This window comes from Nonomuraea sp. NPDC049784 (assembly GCF_040659615.1).
Classification (GTDB): Bacteria; Actinomycetota; Actinomycetes; order Streptosporangiales; family Streptosporangiaceae; genus Nonomuraea.
In genome coordinates this window covers 1-24,555 of the sequence record NZ_JBFAMX010000118.1, presented here as the reverse complement: position 1 = coordinate 24,555, position 24,555 = coordinate 1, and the positions used below count along the sequence as shown (strand labels likewise).

Annotated in this window: 18 protein-coding genes; 9 read left to right on the top strand and 9 right to left on the bottom strand. The window is 69.8% G+C overall.

Annotated features, from left to right (window positions below):
- Window positions 1–976 (top strand): LacI family DNA-binding transcriptional regulator (locus tag AB0J09_RS24190; RefSeq protein WP_360695094.1); only part of this gene is annotated, 976 nt, incomplete at its 5' end.
- A gap of 156 nt (window positions 977–1,132) precedes the next feature.
- Here the strand turns inward: AB0J09_RS24190 and AB0J09_RS24185 are convergent.
- Both AB0J09_RS24185 and AB0J09_RS24180 read right to left on the bottom strand, forming a co-directional pair.
- Entirely contained in the window at window positions 1,133–2,548 is a 1,416-nt protein-coding gene (locus AB0J09_RS24185; protein WP_360695091.1) for a hypothetical protein, read from the bottom strand.
- A gap of 113 nt (window positions 2,549–2,661) precedes the next feature.
- Window positions 2,662–3,855 carry an esterase-like activity of phytase family protein gene (locus AB0J09_RS24180; RefSeq protein ID WP_360695088.1) on the bottom strand — a complete coding sequence of 398 codons (1,194 nt, stop codon included), beginning with the start codon at window positions 3,853–3,855 and terminating at the stop codon, window positions 2,662–2,664.
- Between the two features lie 264 nt (window positions 3,856–4,119).
- On the opposite strand from AB0J09_RS24180, the gene AB0J09_RS24175 reads away from it, so the two are divergent.
- On the top strand, window positions 4,120–7,020 hold the full coding sequence (locus AB0J09_RS24175; protein WP_360695085.1) for a protein kinase: 2,901 nt from the start codon (window positions 4,120–4,122) through the stop codon (window positions 7,018–7,020).
- Here AB0J09_RS24175 and AB0J09_RS24170 read toward each other — a convergent pair whose 3' ends face one another.
- Window positions 7,021–8,040, bottom strand: a complete 1,020-nt coding sequence (locus AB0J09_RS24170) for an LCP family protein (protein ID WP_360695082.1) — start codon at window positions 8,038–8,040, stop codon at window positions 7,021–7,023.
- Window positions 8,041–8,079: 39 nt separating this feature from the next.
- Window positions 8,080–9,189 (bottom strand): D-glucuronyl C5-epimerase family protein, encoded by a 1,110-nt coding sequence (locus tag AB0J09_RS24165; protein WP_360695079.1) that lies wholly within the window; start codon window positions 9,187–9,189, stop codon window positions 8,080–8,082.
- A gap of 91 nt (window positions 9,190–9,280) precedes the next feature.
- Between AB0J09_RS24165 and AB0J09_RS24160 the strand changes: the two genes are divergently transcribed.
- Complete coding sequence (locus tag AB0J09_RS24160) at window positions 9,281–12,004, top strand: methyltransferase domain-containing protein (RefSeq protein ID WP_360695076.1); 2,724 nt, start codon at window positions 9,281–9,283, stop codon at window positions 12,002–12,004.
- A complete protein-coding gene (locus tag AB0J09_RS24155) occupies window positions 12,001–13,041 on the top strand; it encodes a glycosyltransferase family 4 protein (protein ID WP_360695073.1) in 1,041 nt (346 codons plus the stop codon). Before AB0J09_RS24160 ends, AB0J09_RS24155 begins: the two co-directional genes overlap by 4 nt.
- Here the strand turns inward: AB0J09_RS24155 and AB0J09_RS24150 are convergent.
- The gene (locus AB0J09_RS24150; RefSeq protein WP_360695070.1) at window positions 13,008–14,246 is read right to left on the bottom strand and encodes a polysaccharide deacetylase family protein; all 1,239 of its coding nucleotides are present in this window, start codon (window positions 14,244–14,246) and stop codon (window positions 13,008–13,010) included. The genes AB0J09_RS24155 and AB0J09_RS24150 overlap by 34 nt on opposite strands.
- Before the next feature lie 177 nt (window positions 14,247–14,423).
- Here AB0J09_RS24150 and AB0J09_RS24145 point away from each other — a divergent pair, with 177 nt between their 5' ends.
- The 3 genes from AB0J09_RS24145 to AB0J09_RS24135 all read left to right on the top strand — a co-directional run bounded on the left by AB0J09_RS24145 (window position 14,424) and on the right by AB0J09_RS24135 (window position 16,235).
- Window positions 14,424–14,741: an antibiotic biosynthesis monooxygenase gene (locus AB0J09_RS24145; protein ID WP_360695067.1), complete on the top strand. Its 318-nt coding sequence runs from the start codon at window positions 14,424–14,426 to the stop codon at window positions 14,739–14,741.
- A gap of 61 nt (window positions 14,742–14,802) precedes the next feature.
- The gene (locus AB0J09_RS24140) at window positions 14,803–15,594 is read left to right on the top strand and encodes a DUF1206 domain-containing protein (RefSeq protein ID WP_360695064.1); all 792 of its coding nucleotides are present in this window, start codon (window positions 14,803–14,805) and stop codon (window positions 15,592–15,594) included.
- On the top strand, window positions 15,591–16,235 hold the full coding sequence (locus tag AB0J09_RS24135; protein ID WP_360695061.1) for a hypothetical protein: 645 nt from the start codon (window positions 15,591–15,593) through the stop codon (window positions 16,233–16,235). Before AB0J09_RS24140 ends, AB0J09_RS24135 begins: the two co-directional genes overlap by 4 nt.
- Here the strand turns inward: AB0J09_RS24135 and AB0J09_RS24130 are convergent.
- Both AB0J09_RS24130 and AB0J09_RS24125 read right to left on the bottom strand, forming a co-directional pair.
- Window positions 16,212–16,883: a phosphatase PAP2 family protein gene (locus AB0J09_RS24130; protein WP_360695058.1), complete on the bottom strand. Its 672-nt coding sequence runs from the start codon at window positions 16,881–16,883 to the stop codon at window positions 16,212–16,214. The genes AB0J09_RS24135 and AB0J09_RS24130 overlap by 24 nt on opposite strands.
- Complete coding sequence (locus AB0J09_RS24125; RefSeq protein ID WP_360695055.1) at window positions 16,870–17,592, bottom strand: phosphatase PAP2 family protein; 723 nt, start codon at window positions 17,590–17,592, stop codon at window positions 16,870–16,872. Before AB0J09_RS24125 ends, AB0J09_RS24130 begins: the two co-directional genes overlap by 14 nt.
- Before the next feature lie 74 nt (window positions 17,593–17,666).
- Between AB0J09_RS24125 and AB0J09_RS24120 the strand changes: the two genes are divergently transcribed.
- On the top strand, window positions 17,667–18,557 hold the full coding sequence (locus AB0J09_RS24120) for a diacylglycerol kinase family protein (RefSeq protein WP_360695052.1): 891 nt from the start codon (window positions 17,667–17,669) through the stop codon (window positions 18,555–18,557).
- Window positions 18,558–18,561: 4 nt separating this feature from the next.
- Here the strand turns inward: AB0J09_RS24120 and AB0J09_RS24115 are convergent, their stop codons facing one another.
- Window positions 18,562–20,652: a SpoIIE family protein phosphatase gene (locus tag AB0J09_RS24115; protein ID WP_360695049.1), complete on the bottom strand. Its 2,091-nt coding sequence runs from the start codon at window positions 20,650–20,652 to the stop codon at window positions 18,562–18,564.
- A 327-nt stretch (window positions 20,653–20,979) separates the two neighbouring features.
- Here AB0J09_RS24115 and AB0J09_RS24110 point away from each other — a divergent pair, with 327 nt between their 5' ends.
- Complete coding sequence (locus tag AB0J09_RS24110) at window positions 20,980–23,583, top strand: hypothetical protein (protein WP_360695046.1); 2,604 nt, start codon at window positions 20,980–20,982, stop codon at window positions 23,581–23,583.
- 80 nt (window positions 23,584–23,663) lie between these two features.
- Here AB0J09_RS24110 and AB0J09_RS24105 read toward each other — a convergent pair.
- Window positions 23,664–24,555, bottom strand: an 892-nt coding sequence (locus AB0J09_RS24105) for an MFS transporter (RefSeq protein ID WP_360695043.1), incomplete at its 5' end; no start/stop codon positions are given.

Here is a 24,555-nt window from a genome sequence, read left to right as displayed (position 1 = left end):
CCACCTGGCCACGAACATCTGCCTCGACATGCTGCGCGGTCCGCAACGCCGCGCCATGCGCGAGCTGGACTACGTCCTCAACGTGCACGCCCGCGCCCTGTCCGGGGCCAGCACCAAAATGGTCGCCTTCGTGCTGGACGACGTCACCGGCCCTTCCTTCGCCTACGTCGCCAAGGGCGTCGAACAGCAGGCCACCGCCGAAGGCCGGCTGTGCCTGGTCTGCACCACACACGGCGATCCGGCGCGCGAGCTGACGGTGGTGGAGGCCATGCGCGAGCAGCGGGCCGACGCGGTGATCCTGGTCGGCGGCGGCTCGGCCGACGACGCCTACCGCCGTCGCATGACGCACTTCGCGCACGCCCTGGACAAGGCCGGCTCCCGGCTGGTGCTGTGCGGTCGTCCCCCGCTCGGCGACGACGTGCCGACCACCGTGGTCGAGTACGACAACGAGGCCGGCGCCTACGCCATGACCAGCCACCTGCTCTCCCGCGGCCACCGCCGGATCGTCTATCTGGGCGCCGCCACCGCCGAGGACCAGAACACCACCAAGATCGACCGCGTGCACGGCTTCCGCCGCGCGCACGAGGACTACGGCGTGCCCTACGACCCGGACCTCCTCCTGCCCAGCACCTTCTCCCGCAGCGCCGGCTACGAGGCCACCAAGCGCCTGCTGGCGGTAGGGGCGGACTTCACCGCGATCTTCGCAGGCACCGACATGGTCGCCGCCGGCGTGCTGGCCGCGCTGCGTGAGGCGGGCGTGCGGGTGCCCGAGGACGTGTCGGTCGCGGGCTACGACGACATCCCGCTCGCCGCCGACCTGGTGCCCGGGCTCACCACGGTGCACATCCCCACCGAGGAGCTGGGCCGCACCGCCGTACGGCTGGCACTGGACCCCAGCCAGCCGCAGCATGTCGTCCTTGGCACCCACATCGTGGTCCGCGGCTCGGTCGGCAAGAGGACCGTCACCCCTCACTAGCCCATCGCCTGGAACGTGCCGGATCGTAGGGGCTGGCCTGATCGCCACGGTCGGGCATCGGTCCCCGCGGGGCGCGCCCACCCCCCAGAAGCCGATACGAGTGAAGTGAGGTCCGTCCCGCCACGGTCGTACCAGACCGTGGCGGGGACGGTGGTGTCAGCGGCGCCAGATCACCGCGGAGGGGGTGGCGGCGTCGATGGTGACGTCGCCGCTCCAGTTGAGGAAGGACTCCTGGGGAAGATAGTCCTGGCCCAGGAAGAAGCCGCGCTTGATGCCGGTGACGTGCACGACGGCGCCGTTGTCGGTGCCGACCACGACGCGGTTGGCGGTGATCTCCTGGATGTCGTCGGCGGTCGTGCCGGCCGGCAGTTCCACCGTGGTCGCCGCCGGGTCGTCCCGCTGGATGGACCAGGTGGGGTCGACATGGTTCGACAGGTAGACGCTGCCGCCGTTCTTGAGGCGCACGCCGATCGAGACGCCGACCCAGGAGGAGCCCGTGTTGGGCCGGTCCGTCGTCTTCTTGATCGCCGCGAACAGGTAGTTGCGCTGGTCGCTCACCTCGGGCGTGGCAGGCGCGGTGTCCGATGCGGCCTCGATCTTGCCTTCCCGGATCATCTCCTTGGACATGATCTCGTAGGTCCAGGCGTTGGTGTCCATCATGTACTCGCGGGGCTGGTCGGCCGGCCGGGTCTGCAGAGGCGACAGGAAGAACCTCATCGGATCGGTGACCTTGTCGCACATGTTGTTGTTGCTGGTGCAGGTCTCCAGGAGGGCGTGGTCGCCCTCGTACTGTCCGGAGAAGTGCAGCGTCTGGTGGTTGGCGGCCTGATAGGTGTCGCTGCCCGCGACCCGGTTGCCGTGCTCGTCGACCTCCACGTCGTAGATCCACTCGATGTCAGTGGTACGGCCCCAGCGCGCCATCAGCGCCGGCGTGTTGGTCCCGCCGTCCTCGTTGCTCCACACGACGGAGTACGTGAGCTTCGTCCGGCCCGGCGCCGTCCCCGGCGCGACCTCGTGCCAGGCGATGAGCGGCGTGTCGGTCGTCGCGTTCTGATAGGGGGTACCGAGCTCGGAGAGGTTGCGGCCGTAGACGATCGGGGCGTAGCGCAGCGCCAGGTAGTCGGCGCTTCCCGGCGTGTACGTCGTCACCTTCACCTTGTCGAGCAGGACGGAAGCGCTGCCCGCCGCGGATCGTTCGTCGGCGAAACGCAGGCGGAGCTGGTGCGGCCCTGCCTTCAGCGTGCCGAGGGCGAGCTGCCGGTGCAGCCGCTGATCTCCGGAGACGACGAGGTCGGTGGCGTAGCGGTTGTCGACGTAGATGGACACCACCGCCGACTCGTCACCCTTCACGGCCCAGTCCGTGCCGGGGGCGGCGGCGTCCAGGTCGACCAGTGCTTCGCCGGACCTCTTCACAACGAACGGCACCCTTACGTCAGGGTGATCGCGGCCAATCTTGATCTGCCGGCCTTGAACGGCTCGGTCCTGGTCCGCCCGCGCCATGGCCGGCGCGGCGAGCGCGACCACGGTGGCGGCCACCGCAGTGCAGGCGGTCAGTAATTGGACGACTCGCATCAGAGTTTCCTCCGTCGGAAAATGCACCGCGCACCCGCGGGCAGACTTAATGATCAGATGTAACCGATGCGACAACAACGAGAAAGCTGTCATTGAAGATCAGGGCAATGCGCTCAGCGCGCGTGCAGGCGCCAGGGCAGGCGGATGGTGATGAACTCGTCGTTGTCCGGCTGGCCCGGCGTGCGTCCCGACGAGAACGGGAAGTTGTTGTCGTTGAGGATCCCGATCGTACGGTCGTCCAGGATGACGACGTCCTCGATGGTCTGGAACGGGAAGCGGAACGTCTCCCCGAACCCGCCGAGCCCCTTGGGGTTGGCCAGGTCCAGCAGGTCGGCGGCCAGGGTCTTGTCCAGCGCGCCGTCGTGGTCGCGGTCGCGGGTGTCGGCCAGGTAGACGCGCTTGAGCGCGGCGGCGTCGCCCTGGTTGTTGTCCCGCTCGATGATCAGGAAGCGGTGGTCGTCCACCACGATGGCGTCGCCGATCGCGTTGGCCGGGCTGTCCAGCCGGTACGTCCAGCGCTTGCCGGTGTAGGCGCGCTTGCGGACGTCGAACTCGTTCAGCCGCAGCGTACCCGCGGGGTCACCGCTGACCGTCCCCTCCAGCAGCGGGTACAGCCGTCGCCCGTCCACGGAGCGGGCCATGCCCTCGAAGCCCTTGCTGCCGGCCAGGTTGGGGGTCGCGCCGTTCAGCGTCGGGTTCTCCGGCGCCTTGACGCCGGGCAGCTCGATCGGCGCCTCCAGCAGGGTGCCGCTCGACGAGAAGTGCAGCAGGAACGGGCCGAACTCGTCGCCGATCCAGTACGTGCCGTCGTCCGCCCGCACGATCGACTCCACGTCGAAGCCGGCCCCGGTGAGCACCCGATCTGCCCTGGTCAGCGGCCAGGACACCCGCCGGTCCGGGTCGGACAGGTTGAACCCGCCCAGCACGCGCACGGTGCCGGCACGGAAGTCCGGCCTGATGCGGTGGACGCGCAGCAGGAAGTCGGCGCTGTTGTTCTTGGCTCCGTACCCGTTGTCGGACAGCACGTCGAAGGTGCCGTCACCGCGCCGGACGATGCCGCTGAACCCCTGGACCGGCTGGCCGGCGAAAGGTGGGGTGACCCCGTTGACGGGGGCCGTGCCGATCTGCGAGCCGGATGGCTCACTGCCGGGCACGAAGGTCTGCGCCGGGAGCGAGGCGAACCCGGTGAGCGTGGCCCGGCCCGCGCCGTCCGGCTCGGCAGCGGCGGCGGAGGATGCGGAGGCGGCCGAGGCGGCGAGGCTCACGGCCAGCACGGCGGCACCCACCGCCAAAGGGATGCGTTTCATGCCCGGCACGCTAGAGGTGTCACATGACGCGATTCCTAACACAGCGTGCATACAGCGTTCACCTTTGATCGGCCGGCCGAGCCTGGTGAGAGCCGTAGCGCCGAAGCACACATATCGCATTTCACGGACAAACCCCCTAAGGCCCGACATTTCCTGATCCGCCCTGCTATGACCATCGATCATGTACGGGCGTCGTAGCCTGCCTCGGTGGAGCTTGTGGCCCTATGATCGAGTCACCCGCATCCGCCCCCGCCCAGGAGTCTCGTGCCGGACATCCAGCCCCTCAGGCCCGGAGATCCCAGGTCCGTGGACCGGTACCGGATCACGGGCCGGATCGGCGAGGGTGGCCAGGGGACGGTCTTCCTCGCACTCGACGACGACGACCAGCAAGTGGCGATCAAGATAATGACGTCCGTCGACGCCTCCGACACCGAGTCCAGGCTGCGGTTCCAGCGAGAGATCGAGGTCGCGTCCAAGGTGGCCTCGTTCTGCACGGTGCGTGTGCTGGGCCACGGAATCAGCGACGACCGCCTCTACATGGTCAGCGAATACATCGCGGGCGAGTCGCTCCAGCAATACGTCCTCGCCAGGGGGCCGCTGGAGACCTCAGTGCTCACCCGACTCGCCGTCAACACCTCCACGGCGCTGGTCTCCATCCACAACGCCGGGATCGTCCACCGGGACTTCAAACCCAGCAACGTCCTCCTGGGCTCGGACGGCCCCTACGTGATCGACTTCGGCGTGGCCCGCTCGTTCGGCGACAAGACCGTGACCGTCACGGGAGTACTGGGCACCCCCGCCTACATGTCTCCCGAGCAGCTCGCGGGCGATCGGGTGACCCCGGCCTCCGACATGTTCAGCTGGGGCCTGACGATGACCTTCGCGGCGCTGGGCCGGCCGCTCTTCAGCGGCAGCACCATCGCGGCGATGGCCATCACCCTGCGCCAGGACGAGATCGACCTCAGCGAGATCGCCCAGCCGCTGCGCTCGATCATCGCCTCCTGCCTGGTGCGTCACCCGGAGTCACGGCCGACCGCGCGCCAGGTGCTCAACTCCCTCATCGCGGGCGATCCGCCGCAACCGTGGCCCGCCGAACGCGAGGCGCCCGCTCCCCTGATCGTCCCCTCCCCACAGCTCGATCCGGGCGATCCGCCGCACCCGTGGCCCGCCGAACGCGAGACGTCCGCCCCCGTGATCGCGCCCTTCGCACCACCCGACTCGACCCCCGGCACCGTCCGGCCTGCCCAGGTGGCATTTCCCGACCCGATCTCGCAGCCCACCGGCGGCGCGCCGCCGACCTTACGCGCTCGCAAGCGGGTCGGGCGGCTTGCGATCGCGGGAGCGGTGCTGGTGGCGCTCACCGGAGCGGGTGCGGTGCTGGTGCCCCGGTTGCTCTCGCCACCGACGACGCCGCCCGGTTCCACGACGGCCGCCGCCGGGTTCGGCGCCCCGATCGGCTGGCATCCCACCGGCCACTTCGCGGCGGTCACCGCCGTCGCCACAGCCGAGGTCGCCGGGCGTCCAGTCACGGTGACCGCCAGCGAGGACGGCACGGTCCGGCTGTGGGACGCGCGTACGGCGCAGCCGATCGGCTCGCCGATGCCAGGTCACGGCGACTGGGTCCGAGCGGTGGCGACCACCACCGTGAACGGCAAGCCCGTCGCGGTCACCGGCAGCGACGACAAGACCGTACGCCTGTGGGACCTCACCACCGGCCGCCCCATCGGCGCCCCCCTCACCGGCCACACCGGCGCCGTCCTCGCCGTCGCCACCGCCACGATGAACGGCAAGCCCGTCGCGGTGAGCGCGGGCAAGGATCGGGTGCTGCGGTTCTGGGATCTGAAGACCGGCAAGCCCGCGGGTGCGGCCAGGCCCGGGCACACCGACTGGGTGCGGGCGCTGGCCGTCACGCCGGACGCGGTCGTCTCCGCCTCCGACGACAAGACGGTCAGGGTCTGGGACCTTGCCTCTGACCGGGTCATCACGATCCGGGACCTGCCCGATGTCGTGATCTCGCTCGCGGCGATCAAGACGGGGAAGTCCTGGACACTGCTGGGCGCGGGCCGTGACGGCGTGATCCGCGGCTGGGACACCGCGGGCAAGCCGATGGGCACCCCGCTCACCGGGCACACCGGATTCGTCACGGCCGTGACGGCGGCCGTGGTCGACGGCGTCCCGACCGCGTTCTCCGGCGGCGCGGACAAATCCGTGCGGACGTGGGACCTGACCAAGTGGGCCGCCTCGGCTGTGGCCGCGGGCACTCCCGGTCATTCCGCCGCGGTCAAAGCGATCGCGCTGACCACAGTGGGCGGCAGGCCGGTGGCCGTCTCCGGCGGGGCGGACAAGACCGTCAGGATGTGGGACCCCATCTCGGGAACGGCCATCGGCACGCCGCTGCTCGGCCACGCCGATCAGATCATGACCGTGGCCGCCGGCACCGTGGCCGGCAGGCCGGTGGCGGTCAGCGGTGACGCGGGAGGAGTCCTGCGGATGTGGCGGCTGGACACGGGGGCCGCGCTGGGCAAGCCGCTCATCGGCCACCGGGGCAGCGTCAACGCCGTCACGATCATCAACGACGTCATCATCTCCGGGGGCGCCGACGGCGGCCTGCACCGGTGGAACGCCGTCACAGGGGAGCCCCTCGGGCCGCCCCTGGCCGGGCATGGCAAGCCGATCAGGGCACTGGCGACGGCGATCGTGAACGGCCGGCCCATGGCGATCTCCGCGAGCGAGGACCACGAGCTGCGGTTGTGGGACATCACAGCCGGCAAGCAGATCGGAGCCCCGCTGACCGGCCACCAGGGCGTCGTCCTCGCGGTGACCACCGCCGTGGTCGACGGCCGTCCCGTCGCGGTGTCGGCGGGCGAGGATCGTACGCTGCGCCGCTGGGACCTGATCACGGGGACGGCCATCGGCACCCCGCTGAGCGGGCACACCGACTGGGTGCGGGCGCTGGCGGCGGCCGGCGAGCGGGTGGTCTCGGCAGGTGACGACCGGTCGCTGCGCGTGTGGAACCTGCGCTCCGGCCAGGCGGTCGGCAAGCCGATCGGCGGGCACGCCGGCCCCGTGTACGCGCTGGCCGCCGGTCAGGCCGGCGGCACGACGATCGCGGTCTCCGCCGGCACCGACTGGACCGTACGCGCCTGGAACATCCTCGGCGGGTGACTACCGGACGGCGTCCACCGAGTTTCCCGGCCCGGTCTTCTTGACGTATTCGCGCGCCCGATCAGCCTTGATGGCTTCGCTCAGCGCGCGGGTCTTGCTGCTGTCCAGGTAGACGACGCTCTGTGATCCCTCCATTCCGGTTCCGCGAGTGGGCATCGTGAAGTAGTCGGACGCGTCCAGCTCCGCCAGGTCGATGAGCCGGCTGCGGAGCATCTCCAGAGTCACGCCGTCGTCCACGGTGGTCGCCTTGGTGATCGAGCGGAGCAGTCCGTCGACCTTCGCGGGGTTGGTCAGGGTGCCGGCGCTCAGCGTCCGATCGGAAAGGGCTTTCAGCAGCGCCTGCTGGCGCTTGATCCGGTCGAAGTCCCCGCCGGGGAGGTTGTAGCGCTGTCGGACGAACAGCAGGGCCTGCTCGCCGTTGAGGTGGTGACGGCCCGCCGTCCAGGTGGTGCCGCTGTTCGTGTCGCGTACGGTCTTGGCCACCTCGACGTCGACCCCGTCGACCGCGTCGACTGCCGCGGCGAACCCTTTGAAGTCGATCGCGGCGTAGTGGTCGATGCGGATGCCGGTGAGCGACTCGATGGTCTTGATCAGCAGGGCGGGTCCGCCCCAGGAGAAGGCGGCGTTGATCTTGGCTCGGCCTCGGCCGGGGATGGTCACCCAGGAATCACGGGGAATCGACACGACTGCGGCATGTTTCCGATCTTCGGAGAGGTGCGCCAGCATGATCGTGTCGGTGCGCTGCGAGCCGGGCACCCAGAGCGCCGCCTTGGCGCCGTCTCCCGTGGTGGCGGCGTCCGCCCTGCGGTCGCTTCCCACGAGGAGCCACGTCTCTCCGTGGCCGGGCTTCGGCTGCGGTCGCTGCTTCTCCTCCTCTTGGGACGTGGGCAGGGCCTGGGGTAACCGGACGATGTCGCTGTCGAGGCTGGACTGGTAGATGAGGAGCCCGCCGGTGCCGAGCACCCCCAGCAGCACGAGGGAGGCCAGGGATATCCACAGCAGGCGGCGGAAGCGGCGCATCCCTCGATACCTCCAGAGATCGATTAGTGGACTTTATAGCTAATTGCCGGGTAACGCCTTGCCGCTGAGGTAGCCGAGCCAGCGCTTCTCGACCTCGCTGTAGCGCCCGCCGGTGATCGCGTCCAGCGCCGACAACTGGGTGACGTGCAATGAGTGGTAGCTCCAGCGGGCGGGGTTGGGCGCCGTCGCCGGAGTTCGCGTGTAGTGGAGGAGGTCGTAGGTGGTCCTGTACGACAGGTCGTAGAGCGGCAGGATCCTGTCGAGGGTCTTGAGCCCCTGCTGGAACATCTCCTTCGCCGATTTGTCGCCCATGAGCTCACCGACGTCGTACACGCCGATCAGGGCGAACAGGTAGCCGTTGAGCACGTGCGTCGGGGTCGGCGTCGGGTACTCCTCGAACCAGTCGAAGCGGCCCTCGAACCGGCGCAGCACGCCGCCCTGCTCCACCTTGGTCCGCAAGGGGCCGAGCGCCCGCAGCGCGGCATCGCCGTACCTGGACTCACGTGTCTTGTCGTACATCTTGGCCAGGAAGGCCGCCCCGATGCCCTGGGCCATCCCCGAATACCAGCCGGCGCGCAGCTCGCCGGCCAGCCCTTCGCGATAGGAGTAGTCGAAGGGCACGGGCCAGCCGCCCTTGGCGTCCTGGTGCTCGAGCAGCCAGCGGGCGACCGTCTCGGCCTTGGCCCGGTATTTCTGGTCACCCGTAACGACCCACTTGCTGTAATTCTCCATGCCGTATTGGACGACCTCGACCGGATACTGGAAGGTGCCGAAATCGTAGGTGCTCACCGGGATCCCGTCCGATCCGATGGAGATGCGCCGCCAGGTGGTGACATCCACCCCGGCGAAGTGCAGCCAGGGCCCGCGCGGATCGTGCTTCTTGATGAGAGGGGTCTCGTCCTCGAAATACTCGGCGCGGACGACACCGTCGGCACCCGTGGAAACGGTCAGTTCCTGGCGTTTCGCGAGCGCGTCGAGCGGCACGTAGAGCTCGTCGTCGACGCGCAGGCCCGGCACGGGCTCGTGAAGCAAACCGACGGGAACCTGTGTCGCCGTGACCGTGGGCGGCCTCCGTACGCCGGAAGGCTCTGACGAGGTGCAACCGATCAGGGAGCACAGGGCGGTCACCAGGACGATGAACTTACGCAACACAGGCACCTTGATTACCGCCCTTACCGGTTATTTCGAGAAATGGTAATGTCGGGCCTTCACTGATCATCCCCCAGGGGTCCCTGCCCACATGAACCATGATCGCGTCCATTGTGCCTATAACGGGATAGATGTCGATCCCGAAACCCAGGCGCTGACCAGGAACAGGCTGCACTGGCTCCTGGATCATCTCCCTCCCGGTCGCATCCTCGATCTGGGCTGCTCGCAGGGGACGCTGTCCATCCTCGCCGCCCGCCGAGGCGACCAGGTGGCGGGCGTCGACATAGAGGAGGAGGCCATCGCCTTCGCCGGGAGGCTGGCCGCCGAGCTGCCCGCCGACGTGGCCGCCAGGCTCGCTTTCCTGCGGGGCGAGGGCGAACGCCTCTGTTTCCCCGACGGCTGCTTCGACTCGGCTGTCGCCGGAGAGCTGCTCGAGCACGTGGCGGACCCCGGAGCGGTCCTGACCGAGCTCCACCGGGTCCTGGCGCCGGGCGGGACGCTCCTGCTCTCCGTGCCTCACGGGCTGATGCCGCACCACGATCATCACCGTACGTTCTACCGCGCCGGCTTCCGCCGCCTGATCGACCCCCTGTTCGAGGTCCGTGAGCTGACCGTCCTGGACCGGCACATCACCGCGGTGGCCGTACGGCGGGAGAAGCCGCAGGGTGTCCCCTCCTACCTGCTCAGTCCGGAGGAGGCGGATTTCCTCCAGCGCGAGGAACACCTGGAGCAGCGGTTACAGAACCTCCGCGGCAAGCTGGAGCGGGCCAATCGTCTCTACCGCGACGTCACCGCGGCCAACGCCGAACTGAAGGCGCAGATCGGCGAGAGCAGGACGAGACAGCACGTCCTCGACGAACTGTCGGCGCTGCAGGAGACCGTACGCCGCCTGTCCTTCAGCATCGCTGACGAAGCGGCCACGGAACGGGACGGGCTCCGGGAGCAGCTCAACGCGGTGACAGAGGAGCGCGACCGGCTGCGCGCCGGCATCCGCGCGGCGGAGACCGAGATCGCTCTGCTCCGCGAGACCGCCGACGCCGCGGAAACGGAGCGGCACAGGCTCCTGGAGTCGGTTCACGGGCTGAGCGCCGGCCTGGAGGCGGTCCGCGAGACAGCCGAGGCCGTGACCGCCCAGCGGGACGAGCTACGCGCCCACGTCCGGGCCCAGGCCGAGGACCTGCAATCGGCCGAGGCCGCCCACGGCGAGGCACTGAGGGCGGCCGAGGCCGCGCACGCGGAGGCCCTGCTAGGACTGCACGGGCGCATCGCCGCGCTCGACGAGGAGCTCCAGGGCGAGCGGGCGGGCCTGGCCAGGCTCCGTACGGTCTACAACGGCGAGCGGCACCGGCACGAGCTCACCCAGCAGCGCCTGAGCAAGCTCGTCACGCTCGAGTCCAAGCTCCGGCAGGAGAACGAGCGGTTACGGGCCAAGCTGGAGACGGTGACCGGCCGGCTGGCGGACTACCGTGATCAGGTCACCAGGATCCGCTCCTCGCGGGCCTGGCGCGTGTTGTCCGTCTACCGGCAGTTACGCCGCCCCGGGCGGCCCGACCCGGCGCAGCCGGGCCCGAAGGCCCACCCGGCGACCTCCCCCGCGGCGCCGACCCGCACGGTCGTCACACGCCCGTCCCCACCACCCACGCCCGCCCCGGCGGTGGCGAAAGACGTGGTCGCCCCGGTGCCGGTGGAGGAGTTCAGGATCGGGCTGCATGAGTGGATCGAACGGGCCAGGACGGCCGAAGGCGACGAGGTGGTGCTGATGTTCTCGGGCACGACCTTCGTACAGGAGGCCCGGGGGAACAGGCCCATCCGCCTCACTCGCGTCTACCTCGGCCGCGACTGCCCGGTCTTCTTCAACTACTACCGCTGGCGCGACACGGACCCGCTGCCGTCGCACCCCGACCCGCTGCTGTTCCAGAGCCCGATCGACATCACGCCCCGGCTGCTCGACGAGGTGCTGAGCGCCGACTTCGGCGGCAAGCGGAAGCTGCTGTTCGCCTCGTTCCCGCACGAGACCATGGTGCGGACGCTGACTCACGCCGCCTCGCAGGGCTGGGTGACGATCTACGACGCGCGCGACGACTGGGAGGAGTTCGCCAAGATCGGCATGGCGAAGTGGTACCACGCCGGATACGAGCGCTACCTCGTCGCGCACGCCGACGTGGTCACCGCGGTCTCGGCGCCGCTGGCCAGGAAGATGGAGACGCTGGGCGGGCGCAAGGTGAGCGTCAACGCCAACGCCCTCGATCCGGCCTTCCCCGCCCCCACTGCCCCACGTAGGCCCGACGCCACCAGGATCGGCTACTTCGGGCATCTGACCGACAAGTGGTTCGATTGGGACCTGCTGATCCGCGCCGCCAAGACCTATCCGCACTACACCTTCGAGCTGGCCGGGCATCAGAACCCCGACCTGAGACTCCCGGAGAACGTGCGCCTGCTCGGCCTGCTCGGCCATCGGGAGCTGGCCGAGCTCAGCGCCGGCTGGGCGCTGGCGCTGATCCCGTTCAAGAACGGCGCGCTGGCCGACGCGGTGGACCCGATCAAGGTCTACGAGTACCTGCATCTCGGTCTGCCGGTGCTGAGCACCTACTTCCCGCAGTGCGTGGACTATCCGGGGGTACGGGTCACCGAGTCGGCGGCGGAGTTCGTCGCGGCCATACCCCAGCTGGCCGGGTCGGCCCTCGACGTCGAGGGGATCCGTTCCTGGCTCGCGCGCAACACCTGGGAGTGCCGGGTGGACACGTACTCCGAGCTGGCCGAGCGGGTCGTGCGAAAGGGCCGCGAGGGTCTGCTGACGCTGCTGGAGTGCCGATGAAGGTGCTGTTCTGTTACCGCTACGGCGTGATCGGCGGGGTGTCCACCCAGCTGCTCAACAGGTACACCCATTTCTCGGCCGAGTTCGAGATCGGCATCCTCTACGAGTCGGACCACGGCATGGTCGCCCACTTCCCTCCGGGAGTGGCCCGGGTGACGGCCACCGACGAAGCCCGCGAGGCCGCCATCAGGGACGCGGAGCCGGATGTCGTCGTCGTGATCGACAGCCCCGGCTTCCTGTCAGCGTGGCAGCGCGCGGGCTCCCCCGGGTCCTTGATCCTCGAGGTGCACACGACCACGACCAACCTCTCCTACCTGGGCGAGCTCGCGATCCGCCCCGACCACATCGTGACCGTGAGCGAGTACATGCGCGCGAAGCTGCGGGCTTTGGGGCTCTCCCCGATCAGCGTGGTCCCCAACTGCCTGGACGAGCGCTGGTACGCGGAGACCGTCCCGCCCGCGCTGGGCTCCGCGCCGGTGGCCTGGATCGGCAAGCTGGACGGGCACAAGCGCTGGCGGGCCGCCGCCGACCTGCTCGATCGGATCGCGGCCGCGAACCCCGGCGTCACGCCGCTGCTCATCGGCGGGTACACCGCACCGGCGAGCGAGGTGTCCGCGCTGACCACCAAACTCGCCACCTCGCCCGCCCTCGGCGCGGCCCGCTGGCTGCCGCGCCTCGACTACGACCGGATGCCCGCCCTCTACTCCGCCATCGCGGCGAACGGCGGGCTGACCGTCTCGACGACGACCGACGAGTCGTTCGGCATGTCGGTCGCCGAGGCGTTGGTGAGGGGGTGCCCGGTGATCGCGCCCGCGGTGGGCGCGCTGCCCGAGATCCTCCCGGAGGAGGCGCTCTACCCGCCGGGTGATTGGACGGACGCGGCGGCCAAGGCGCACAGGGCGCTGTCGGATCCCGACTTCCGTGCCGCCCTGCTGAGCACGGCCCAGCTCGTCAGGGAGCGCACGCACACGGAGTATGCCCTGGCTGCCTTCGCGAACGTGCTTCAGCGCAGCGCGAAGTCGTCGAAGGTGGCCTGACCGGGCGCGGTCAGCACCAGGCCGAAGCTGACCCCCGCGGCATCTGCCGGCCGAGGCGCCCAGGTGGCCTGCCGCCAGGTCGACGTGGCGGGGAAGACGGGGCCGACGGTCCAGCGCGACCACACCCCGTCACCCGTCCTCTTGCTGAGCGTGAGCCGTACCGGCGCGGTCGAGGTGTACCAGACCGACAGGCGGCCCGCCTTGGGCGCGCACTCGCCGTCGTCCTGCTTGATCGCCAGCCTGAGCTGTCCCGGGTCGCCCCCGGTCACCTGGATGCGGCCGGCCCAGCGCCCGGTGTGCGCGCTCGACACCCGGCCGAACGTGGCCGTCGGGGATCGCCCGTCCAGCTGCCAGCAGTCCGGGAGCCCCTCCTTGCCGAAATAGTTCTCCAGCGAGGCGTTCATCACGATCGACGGGGCCTTGAGCGGCGGCACGGGTCGCACGTCGCCGCCGATGACGTCGCCGACGGTCCGAATGGCGACCTTCCGCCCCTTCAGCCAGTCGAGGAAATCGGTGAAGACCTTGGGCTTCACCCCCAACGGTCCGCAGTTGTCGCAGTAGTCGTGGAAAACGAGGATCGCCCAGCCCTTACGCTGCTCGGCCGCGATCACGTACTGCTGGATCTGGGGAAGCGTGGCGCTCGCGCCGACCGCCAGCGGCGTGTTGAGGTTGTACGGGTCTCCCGGGGTGATCTGCTCCGCGGCGACGCCCGCCTGGCCCCGGCCGCTGCTGTAACCGCACTCCTTCACCACGGCCTCGGCCGCCGCGTTGACCTCGTGGAAGGGATAGGCGAACGATCTCGGGGTGAAGCCCAGGGCCTCCAGCGCGGACCGGTCGCCGCACACCTCCCTGCGCTGCTCGTCGGGATGGAGGGTGGGCAGCCTGGCATGTGTGCGGGTGTGCCCGCCGATCTCGTGTCCTGCCTGCGATAACTCCGCGATCTGGGTCTGGCTGAGGTAGCCGGAGGCCTGGATCCGGGTGCTGTGGACGTAGAAGGTGCCGGCCATGCCGCGTTTGGCGAGCTCCTGCGCCATCTCTTTCTGACGCACCAGACCGTCGTCGAAGGTGAGGGAGACCACGCCGCCACTCATGGACACGGCGCTCGTCGACACGCCGCTCGGAGTCGCCTTGGCTCCCTGCCCGCTGCAGCCGGCGGCTAAGGCCGCCATGGCGATCGCCGCACCCACCATCACCACTCGACGCACTGCCCTCTCCTCCCCCACTTCGCGGCGCACATCCTCCCATGCGCGCCGATCCGGATGCATGTAAGAATCTGCGCTATTTGCGTGCCGGTTCGGTCACTTTCGTGACTGACGCCGGCGGTGGGCGCGGACCTTGGCCCACGGCACCGGATGAGGTGCCTGCCGGTATCGTTGCCGGCCATGAGCCGAGTCGCGCGATACGGCAAGCTGATCGCTCAGCCCGGGCGGGGGCGGGAACTGGCGGGGCTGTTGCTGACGGCCGCCGCCCGCCTCGAAGGCGATCCCAGGTGTGAGCTGTACCTGGTCAACCTGCAGGCGGACGCGCCGGACACCGTCTGGGTGACCGAGCTGTGGCGCGACCAGGACGCGCTGGACGCGACCCTTGAGGAGATCAAGGGGAGCGCCGAGACGGCGGCCGCGATGAGGCTCGTCGCCGGGGCGGAGATGATCGAGCTGGACCTGCTGGGCGGCAAGGGACCGACAGGCCAGGTCCCCTGAACGTCTAGAGCGTGGATTCCCGGGCAGTTCGGAGGTCTTTCACGGACTTTCGGGAGAACACATGAGCGAGGCTGAGGCCATGGCTCGCCGGGCGGCAGACAGCCCAGCCATGGACAAGCTTGCGCGGGTCGGCCTTGTTTGTCGTGGCGTGCTTTACGGGCTGATCGGCGTGCTGGCGGTCCAGATCGCGTTGGGCGACGGCGGCCGGGAGGCGGACAAGAACGGGGCGATCGCCACGGTCGCTGACCTGCCGTTCGGTGCCGTGCTCTTATGGGTCATGGTCGTCGGGTTCGCCGGGCTGACCCTGTGGCAGGCGTCCGAGGCGATCTTGGGACACGGCAAGGTCACGGACCGGATCGAGGCCGGCAGCCGGGTGGTGGTGTACGCGTTCGTGTGCACCGCGCTGCTGACCCTGCTGCTGGGCGGCAAGAGCCAGTCCGATGACCAGAAGTCACAGGACGTGACGGCCAAGCTGCTCGGCCTGCCCGCCGGGCAGCTGATCGTGGGTGCGATCGGGCTCGGCATCGTCGCGCTCGGCGTCTATTGGGTGCGGTACGGCATCAAGAAGGAGTTCCGCAAGCAGCTCAGGCCGATGTCGCCGCGGGCCCGCAAGGTGATGGACCGGCTCGGGCTCGCCGGTTACCTGGCGCGCGGCCTGATCGCCGGTCTGGCCGGGGTCTTCGTGATCCAGGCGGCCATCACCTTCGACCCTGACAAGGCCGGGGGCATCGACGCGACGCTCAGGGCGTTCGCGAACACCCCGGCGGGGCCCTGGCTGCTGATGGTGGTGGCGCTCGGGCTGCTGCTGTTCGCCGGGTACTGCTTCGGAGAGGCCCGGTGGCGGCGTACATGAGACTCGACGACTGGTTCCTCACCGGAGAGGAGCGCGGCAACGGCTCGACCAAGCTGGCGGCCTGGTCGGAGGGGAATTCGGTGCGCCCGCTCATCCACGGCGCCACCTACTTCGGCGAGCTCAGCGCGTGCCTGGCCGGTCTCGGCAAGGACGACCTGCTGCTGTTCACCGACTGGCGCGGCGACCCCGACGAGCGGCTCACGCCCGACGGTCCCGGGGTGGCGTCCGCGATGGCGGCGGCGGCCGGGAGGGGCGCGCTGGTCAGGGGCCTGATCTGGCGCTCGCACCTGGACTTCCTGCGCTTCAGCTCAGCCGAGAACCGGCACCTCGGCGAGGACATCGAGGCGGCCGGCGGGCAGGCGCTGCTCGACACCCGGGTACGGCGCGGCGGCTCGCACCACCAGAAGTTCGTCGTCCTGCGTCATGACCGCGACCCGGGCAGGGACGTGGCGTTCGTCGGCGGCATCGACTTGTGCCACAGCCGCCGCGACGACGCCGAGCATCTGGGCGACCCGCAGGCGGCGCCGATGCCCGGTTCCTACGGCGAGCGGCCTCCGTGGCACATGGCCCTGCCATTGTACCGGATGGTCGTCGACCCGGACGGCAGGCCGCCACGGCTACGCCGATCGAGCGAGTTCTGAGGTCGAGGTCCGGACCGGCTGCTTCAGTATCGCCCGGGCGGCCATGACGACACAGGCCGCCCCGAGCAGCAGTCCCCAGGAGACATCGGTGAGGAAGTGCATGCCGCGGTACAAGCGGGAGAAGGCGACCGTGAGCGGGGCGGCGATCCCGAGCACCCAGATCACCACTTGGAGCGGCCTGTTGCGGACGTGAGTGGTCAGGACGAGCGCGACTCCGCAGTAGAGGGCGACGGCGGCGCTGACGTGTCCCGACGGGAAGCTGGAGGTGGGCGGGGCGGGGTCGAGGTGCTGTACGGGGGGCCGGTGCCGCCCGACGGACTCGGTGACGGCCAGGAAGATGAGCGACTGGCTCCAGACGGCCGCGACCAGGAAGATCGATTCGCGCCAGCGTTTGTACACGAGTCTGAAGACGATCACGGCCGCCGCGGTGAGCGCCACGATGTCGGGAGTGTCCGACAGGCTGCTGCCGAAGTCGGTGAGCGTGTTCCACAACGAGGTGCGGCCGGCGGCCAGGGACCGGCTCACCGACGCCTCGCCGGTGGGCCAGGCGAGGATCAGCTTCCCCGCGCCGTACGTCATCCCGGTCAGCAGCAGCAGCGGTAACAAGAGCGTCAACGCGTAGTACTTCACCAGCTCAGTCCTGGGCATTCGTGACCTCCGCCGACTCGGGCTCGATTCCTTCTGTCACCGGCGAGGCGGGCCGGCGGCCCTGGTCGCGTCGCCACGTCTCGAATGCCGCCACGGTGGCGGCGGTCACCGCCGCTCCCAGGACGATCCCCCCGACCACGTCGCTCACCCAGTGCACGCCCAGCGCGATCCTGGTGTAGCCGACCGACAGCACGAGGAACCAGGCGACGGCCCAGGCCACGCGCCTCCCCCACCGGGGCAGCGCGGGCAGTAAGAGCAGGACGATCACTCCCGCGCCGAGCGTCGCGTTGACCACGTGGCCCGAGGGGAAGGAGTCGCCCGGGGCGAGCGCGACGGGGTCGGGCAGATGCGGCCTGGCCCTGGCAACGACGATCTTGGCGGCGAGGCCGAGCAGCCCGCCCACGGTCACGGTGGTGACCGCCCAGACGGCCAGCCGCGGCGCACCCTTGTAGAGCAGCCAGACGGCGTACGCGATGACCGCGATCCGCCATGGCCACGGCCCGAACACGTCCGTCCACACGATGAGCAACCGCGTCACACCGGGGTGAGCGAGCGCGTACTCGTGCAGCTCGTCGGCGACCTGTGCGTCCAGCCCGTTGACCGGCATCTTCGCCACGACGAGCAGCAGGCTGAACGGGATCACGATGAGTGCCGCCGCCAGGCCGCCGACCGCCAGCCGCAGTCCCAGCCGCCCTTCCTCATTGCGCATTCCGTGCACGGTACCCGAGAAGGAGGACTTGATTCCTCGGCCTGAACGGCGGCGCCGAGGGTAGTCCTGAGCGCATGTCCCCCACCGTGGCGGTCGTCGCGCACCGCAAGAAGACACTCGGCGCAGGCCTGGACAGGCTACGTGTGCTCATCACCGAGCAGGACGTCGGCGATCTCCTCTGGTACGAGGTGAGCAAGAGCAGGAAGGCGCCCAAGAAGGTCCGCCAGGCGTTCAAGGAGGGCGCCGAGCTGGTGTTCGTCTGGGGCGGCGACGGCATGGTGCAACGCTGCGCCGACGCGATGGCCGGCTCGGGCGTGCCGATGGCCGTCCTCCCGGCGGGCACCGCGAACCTGTTCGCCACGAACATAGGCGTCCCCGCCGACCTCGAGGAGGCGGTACGGATCGGCTTCCACGGCCGCCGGGAGCGGCTCGACTTGGGGGTGCTGAACGGCGAGCACTTCGCGGTGATGGCGGGGGCGGGGTTCGAGGCCGAGATGATCGCCGAAGTCGACGGACAGGCCAAGAGAAGCCTCGGCAAACTGAGCTACGTCAAGGCGGCCGTCCGGCACGTCGGCGGGCCGCTGGTGCCGATGAAGATCAAGATCGACGGGACGACCTGGTTCGAGGGAGACGCGAGCTGCCTGCTCCTGGGCAACGTGAGCACGATCGCCGGCGGCATCGAGGCGTTCGACGACGCGCGGCCGGACGACGGCTGGCTGGAGGTTGGCATCTCCACGGCCAGGGGCCCGGTCCAGTGGGGGCGCGTGCTCGGCAGGATGGCCGCAGGGCGCTCCGACGACTCCCCGCTCGTCCGGATATCCCGTGCCAGGAAGGTGTCCGCCCGGTTCGGCGCTCCGCTGACGTACGAGCTCGACGGCGGAGATCGCGGGCGCACCAGCCGGCTCAAGGCCGAGGTCGTCCCGGGCGGGCTCACGATCTGCCTTCCACCGGACGGCCGGCCCTGACCGGTCAGACCGCCTTGGCGCGGTGTTCCAGGAGGAGCAGCGCGATGTCGTCGGCGCGCTGGCTGGTGTGCGGGGCGTGGTCGAGAAGCGTTCTGCCGAGCTGCTGGAGCTCCTGGGAGCTGTCGGCCATGTAGCAGGCCAGGTTGGCGATGGCGTGATCCAGGTCGACGCCGGGCGTTTCGACGAGGCCGTCGGTGTAGAGGGCGAGAAGGGCGCCAGGAGGAAAGGGAACCTGGAGGGTGGGGTATTCGGCGTCGGGGTCGACCCCGAGCACCAGGCCGGCCGGCACGTCGATGATCTCGGTGGGCATGTTGGGCGGCCGCAGCAGTGGCGGGGGGTGCCCGGCACTGGCCGCGCGGAGCGTGCGCAGCTGCAGATCGATGTAGATGAGCAGGCAGCTGGTGAACAGCTCGGTGTCCACGTCGATGAGCAGGCGGTTGGTGTGCTTGAGCACGTCTCCGGGGCTGGCGCCGGCGACCGCGTTGGCGTGGATGGCGGTGCGCACCTGCCCCATGAGGGCTGCAGCCGTCATGTTGTGGCCCTGCACGTCGCCGATGACCGCGGCGGCCGACGTGTCGGTCAGGCGGATCAGGTCGTAGAAGTCGCCGCCGATGCCGACGCCGCGGGTGGCGGGCACGTACCAGGCGGCCACGTCGAGGCCGCAGATCTCGGGCAAACTACGCGGGAGCAGGGCTTTTTGCAGGGAGTGGGCGAGCCGATCCTTGCTGTCGTACCGCAGGGCTCGATCAAGGGCGTGCGCGACCAGGCCCGCGAGGGCGGTGAAGGTGGCACGCTCTTCGACGGTGAACGGGTGGGGCTCGTCGAAAGCGAGCACGCAGGCGCCGACGCCCTCCTCGTAGACCTCCAGCGGCAGGAACGCCCAGGCGGCCATCCGGTCATGTTCCTCGGCATCCGGATACCTCTGGCGCAGCTCGTTCACGTCGGCGAAGAACGCCGGCTCACCGGTTCGCGCGACGTCCCCGGAGGGGGTGCCCGAGACGATGGGCAGGCCGTCGAGCCCTTCGAGAATGTCCTGGTCATAGCCGCGCGAGCCGATGATCCGCAGCTTGCCGCCCTCGGCTATCAGGATCGCCATGGCCTTGACCTTGAACACGGGCATGACATGGTCGGCGACCAGATCGATGATCTCCGGGACGTTGAGCGCCCGGGTCAGAGCCACCGCCAGCGGGAGAAAGCTGTAGAAGACCTCCGCCCGTGACAGGGCTTCCCCGCCCGCTGCGGGCTCGTCCATGTGCGCCAGCGCCTCGACGGAAGCGACCCGCAAACTGATCCCGGACGGATCCGGATACATGCGGAACTCCACCATGCGACCGTCGGGACATCGGGCCACGCACGAGGTCATCTGCTGGCTGACCACGGCGCCGCGGCACCGATCCTCGAACAGGGGCTCCTTCAGCCAGGGCGCCACCTCCCACAACGGCCTGCCCAGCAAACCCATCACATCGCCGTCGAAAAGCTCGGCCGCCGCGGCGCTGACGAACGTGATGCGGCCCTCCAGATCCAGGGCGAGACAGCCCACGTGGAGCCGGTCAAGATAGCCGCAGACCGCCGACTCGGGATGCCGTTCCGGCGCCCGAGGCGGCGCCAGAGTCAGGACGCGCGGTTCCCAGGCGCGGCTCACCGGGTGCTCGTCCGGCTGCTGAAGGACGGCGGCCAGCCTGTCACAGGCCGAGGTGATGGCCTCCCTGTCGTGAGGGGCCAGCTCGCAGGAGTGCGACGCCGGCCAGATCAGGACGAACACGCCTCTCAGCCGCGAGCCGGTCATGATGGGAGCGGCGGCCATGGCGAAGGGGTACGGCGTGGCCAGCGCGGTCGCGGGGAAGCGCCGGGCGAGTCCTTCATGGTCGGGCACCCAGACCAGCCGGCGTTGGCGGGCGACGGCCGCCACCGGGGAGCCGGCGTTCAACCTGATCCTTGCCCAAGGCTTGACGAGCTGGGCCGGCAGGCCGACCTCCACGTCCATGACCAGGACCTGTTCGGTGTCCGACAGGAGGTAGACGACGCCGATGTGGGCTCCGGACTCGCGTACAGCCTGGAGGAGCACGTCATCCGCCTCGGACCCATGCTGTGACATCGGGTACTCCGCCCCACCTTGCGGTGGCAACGGCGCTGCATGCGAAGAAAACCCCATATAACGAACGTAAGAGGACCGCGCCTGAGGCAAGAGCGCCCATTGCCAGATCCTGGCCGCCAACTGGGTTGAAAATGGCAGATTTGCCGTGTCACACCCACTTCCCCCAAAACCTCCGCGTAACAATCTTGCAAAGAGGTCTTCACCCGCGTTGTGTGACCGGTCACACTGTTGCCTCAAGGATGTGACCGGTCACATAGCTATCTGCAGTCTCTCGCCCCTTACTCTCCACACCTGAGCGAATCCGTCCTGTTGCACGAGAGGACACCCATGCACCGACCCCAGTTAGTCCGGCGCGCCCACATGGCGGGTGCCGCCGCGGCGCTCGCCGCCTCCGCCGTGACCGCCGGCCCCGCCGACGCGGCCACTGCCACCGACGTGGTCACCGTCGACTTCGCGCAGCGCACCGGCCCCGTCCACGGTGGAGCGACAGGCATGCTCTACGGCCTGTCGGACCCGGGTGTGCCAGGCGATGCCCTCCTCGCCGGCGCCCGGCCGCGCACCATCGCGCAGAAGGCGCCGGACGGCGACCAGCATCCCAACGGCGACGCCCTCGTGATCGCGGACGGCTTCTTCGCCGCGGGCGGCGAGGAGATCGTCGTCTACATGCAGGACGTCTACAGCCAGTGGCCTTACGAGAACCGCGGCATCGACGACTACCTCGCGAAGGTCGACACGATGGTCCGCAAGGTCGTCCGGGAGCGGCCGCAGGACAAGGGCAAGTTCGTCTGGGTGCCGTTCAACGAGCCCGACGGCATCTGGTACCAGGACTGGGCGGCCACCAAGGACAAGTTCTTCAGTGACTGGAAGGTGGTGTTCGAACGCATCCGCTCGATCGATCCCGCTGCCAAGATCGTCGGCCCGAACGAGGCGAACTACAACTCCGGCCGCCTGCGTGACTTCCTCACCTGGGCCAAGGACGCGAAGTGCGGCGACGGGAACTGCCTGCCGGACATCATGAGCTGGCACGAACTGTCGCGCAACCGGCTCGCCGACTACCGGGGCCACTACGAGCACTACCGCCAGATGGAGCGCGACCTGGGCATCGGCCCGCTGCCCATCAACATCGACGAGTACGGCAACCGCCGTGACATGTCCGTCCCCGGTCAGATGATCCAGTGGATCTCCCTGTTCGAGGACACCAAGGTCGACGCCGACATGGCGTACTGGACCTACGCCGGCAACCTCGACGACCACGCGGTGCGCACCCGTCAGGCCAACGGCGGCTGGTGGCTGCTCAAGTGGTACGCGGACCTGACCGGGCAGACGGTCAAGGCGGTCCCGCCGCGGCTGAACGTCGCCGATACGGTCCAGGCCGTCGCGGCGATCGACGAGTCCGCACGGCGCGGCACCATCCTGGTCGGCGGCGGCTCGGAACCCGTCCGGCTCGACATCTCCAGGCTCGACCCCAGCGTCTTCGGCAAGCAGGTCGACGTCGTCGTGTCCAGGACGACCTGGTCCGGGTACGAAGGCGACGCGCTCCAACCGCCGGTCATCGCGGCCAGGCGCGCGGCCCTGTCCGAGGGCAAGCTTCAGGTGGATCTGCCCGGCGGGGACGTGATGGCCGCCTACCGGGTCACCATCGTCCCCTCCAGCGGCGGTGCGCCGGCGCCCGGCGTGCCGTGGACGGTCTCGGTCGAGGCGGAGTCCGCCACGCTCGACTCGGCACAGTCATTCGCCCAGGACACGACGGCGGACCCCCAGCTGTACGCGACCTCCGGCAAGCGGGACGTCGGCGCGATGAACCGGGTCGGCTCGGCTGTGACGTTCCCCGTCACCGTGCCCCGCGACGGCCGCTACCGCCTGGGCATCTACCAGGGCGCGAACAAGGCGCCGGGCAGGCACGCGCTCTTCGTGGACGGCGCTCTCAACCAGATCGTGCAGTATTCGGCGAACCTCGGGTGGACCTACCGCGGCCGCACCGACGCGGAGATCCGCCTGACCGCCGGCACCCACCAGCTCTCCCTGCGCACCAGCGCCGACGGCACGAACCTGCTGCCGGGCAGCGACATCACGCTCGACAAGTTCGACCTCACCGAGGCCACCTCGGCGGAGCAGGCGACATATCCGGCCGACGAGGCGCGGCTGTCCGGCGGCGCCCGGATCACGCGGGAGGGGAAGGGCCCCGCCATCACGCTCGGCGGCGACGCGCGGGCCACGTTCTTCATCGCCGCGAGCGAGTACGGCTACTACGACCTGGAGCTCTCCTACCGGGCGCACGGGACGGGCGACCTCCGCGTCCGCGTCGACGGGCGTGAGATCCCGGGCCTGCGGGCGACACGCCCGGGCGAGGCGTCCTCCCGGGCCCGGGTGTACCTCCCGGCCGGCATCTCCCAGATCGACGTCGGCGGGTCAGCCGGCCTGGAGCTTCGCGGGCTCACCACGGTCCGGGCCAAGCAGGCGGACACGGCGCTCCACCGGGTGGAGGCCGAGCAGGCGCGGCTCGCCGGAACGGCACAGCTGATCAACGTCCCCGCCACGAGCGGCTCGAACGCCTCCGGGAACGCCTACGTCGGGCAGATCGGGAACGGCGCGGGCAACACCGTGACCCTCCCCCGCCCGGACGGATTCGGCCCCGGCGAGTACGTCCTGACGGTGCGCTACGCCAACGCCGACAGGAACACCGGCCACCCCTACAACACTGACGTCATCAGCCGATACCTCGACATCACCGAGACCGGCGGCACGACGACGCGCGGTGTGTTCCGGCACAGCTACGCCTGGGACAACTTCTGGCCGCAGGCGACGCCGCTCACGCTCACCACGGAGCAGGGCGCGATCGTTCTGGGCAACGCGAAGGCCTACGGGCCGAACATCGACCGGGTGGAGCTCGCGCGGCTCGTCCTGGAGACCGACAACGAGTCGCGGAGCTGACACGCCGCGACGCTGAGGTCCCTTCGGGGAGAGGGGCGTCCCCCTCCCCCGAAGGGACAGCTACCCGTACATGGGTTGTGTCATTTCGCCCCCATCGTGGGCTCGCCCCTCTGGACGGGCTGGAGATGCCGGGCGTGGGGCTTTCGGGTCTTGGGCAGCAGGAACACGAACACCACCGCGATGGCGGCGGCGGTGAGGGTCGCCAGCGACGCCATCGCCAGGGCGTGGGCGGCGGCGCCTGCCCGGTCGTGGGAGGTGGGGGTGAAGGCGTCGAAGAACACCGTCCCGATGACCGCGACGCCGAGCGCGCCGCCGATCTGCTGAGCGGTCGACAGCACGCCCGAGGCGATGCCCGCGTCCTGGGGATCGATCCTGCTCAGCACCACGTTCAGGGAGGGCGTGATGAGCAGCCCGCCGCCGATGCTCTGCAGCACCAGCGTCGGGATCACCGTTCCCGGGCTGTACGGGACGCCGCCGATCAACAGTGCGGCGGTGGCGGCGTAGCCGAGGGCGAGGACGACCGCCCCGACCTCCAGAACGCGACGGCCGTGGACGGGGACAAGCCGGCCGGCGAGCAGGCTGAACACGAAGAAGGCGACGGCCGCGGGCGTGTAGACCAGGCCCGCGTTCAGCGCCGACAGGCCCAGCCCGTCCTGCAGGGAGACCGACAGGACGAGGTAGTAGGACGAGATGACGGTGTAGAGGACGAGCACCAGGACGATCCCGGCCGAGAACGACCGCGCCCGGAAGAGCGAGATCCTGACCAGGGGGTCGCCGCCGCGCGCCGCGATCCGGCGTTCGACCAGGACGAAGGCGGCCAGGCATGGGACGCTCGCGGCCAGGCACGCCCAGGCCCAGCCGGGCCATCCCGCCTGGTGGCCCTGGATCAGCGGGACCGTCACCAGCAGCAGCGCCGCGCTGAGCACCGCCACGCCGCGCAGGTCGAGCCGGCGGGCGTGCGGCGCCGTGGTG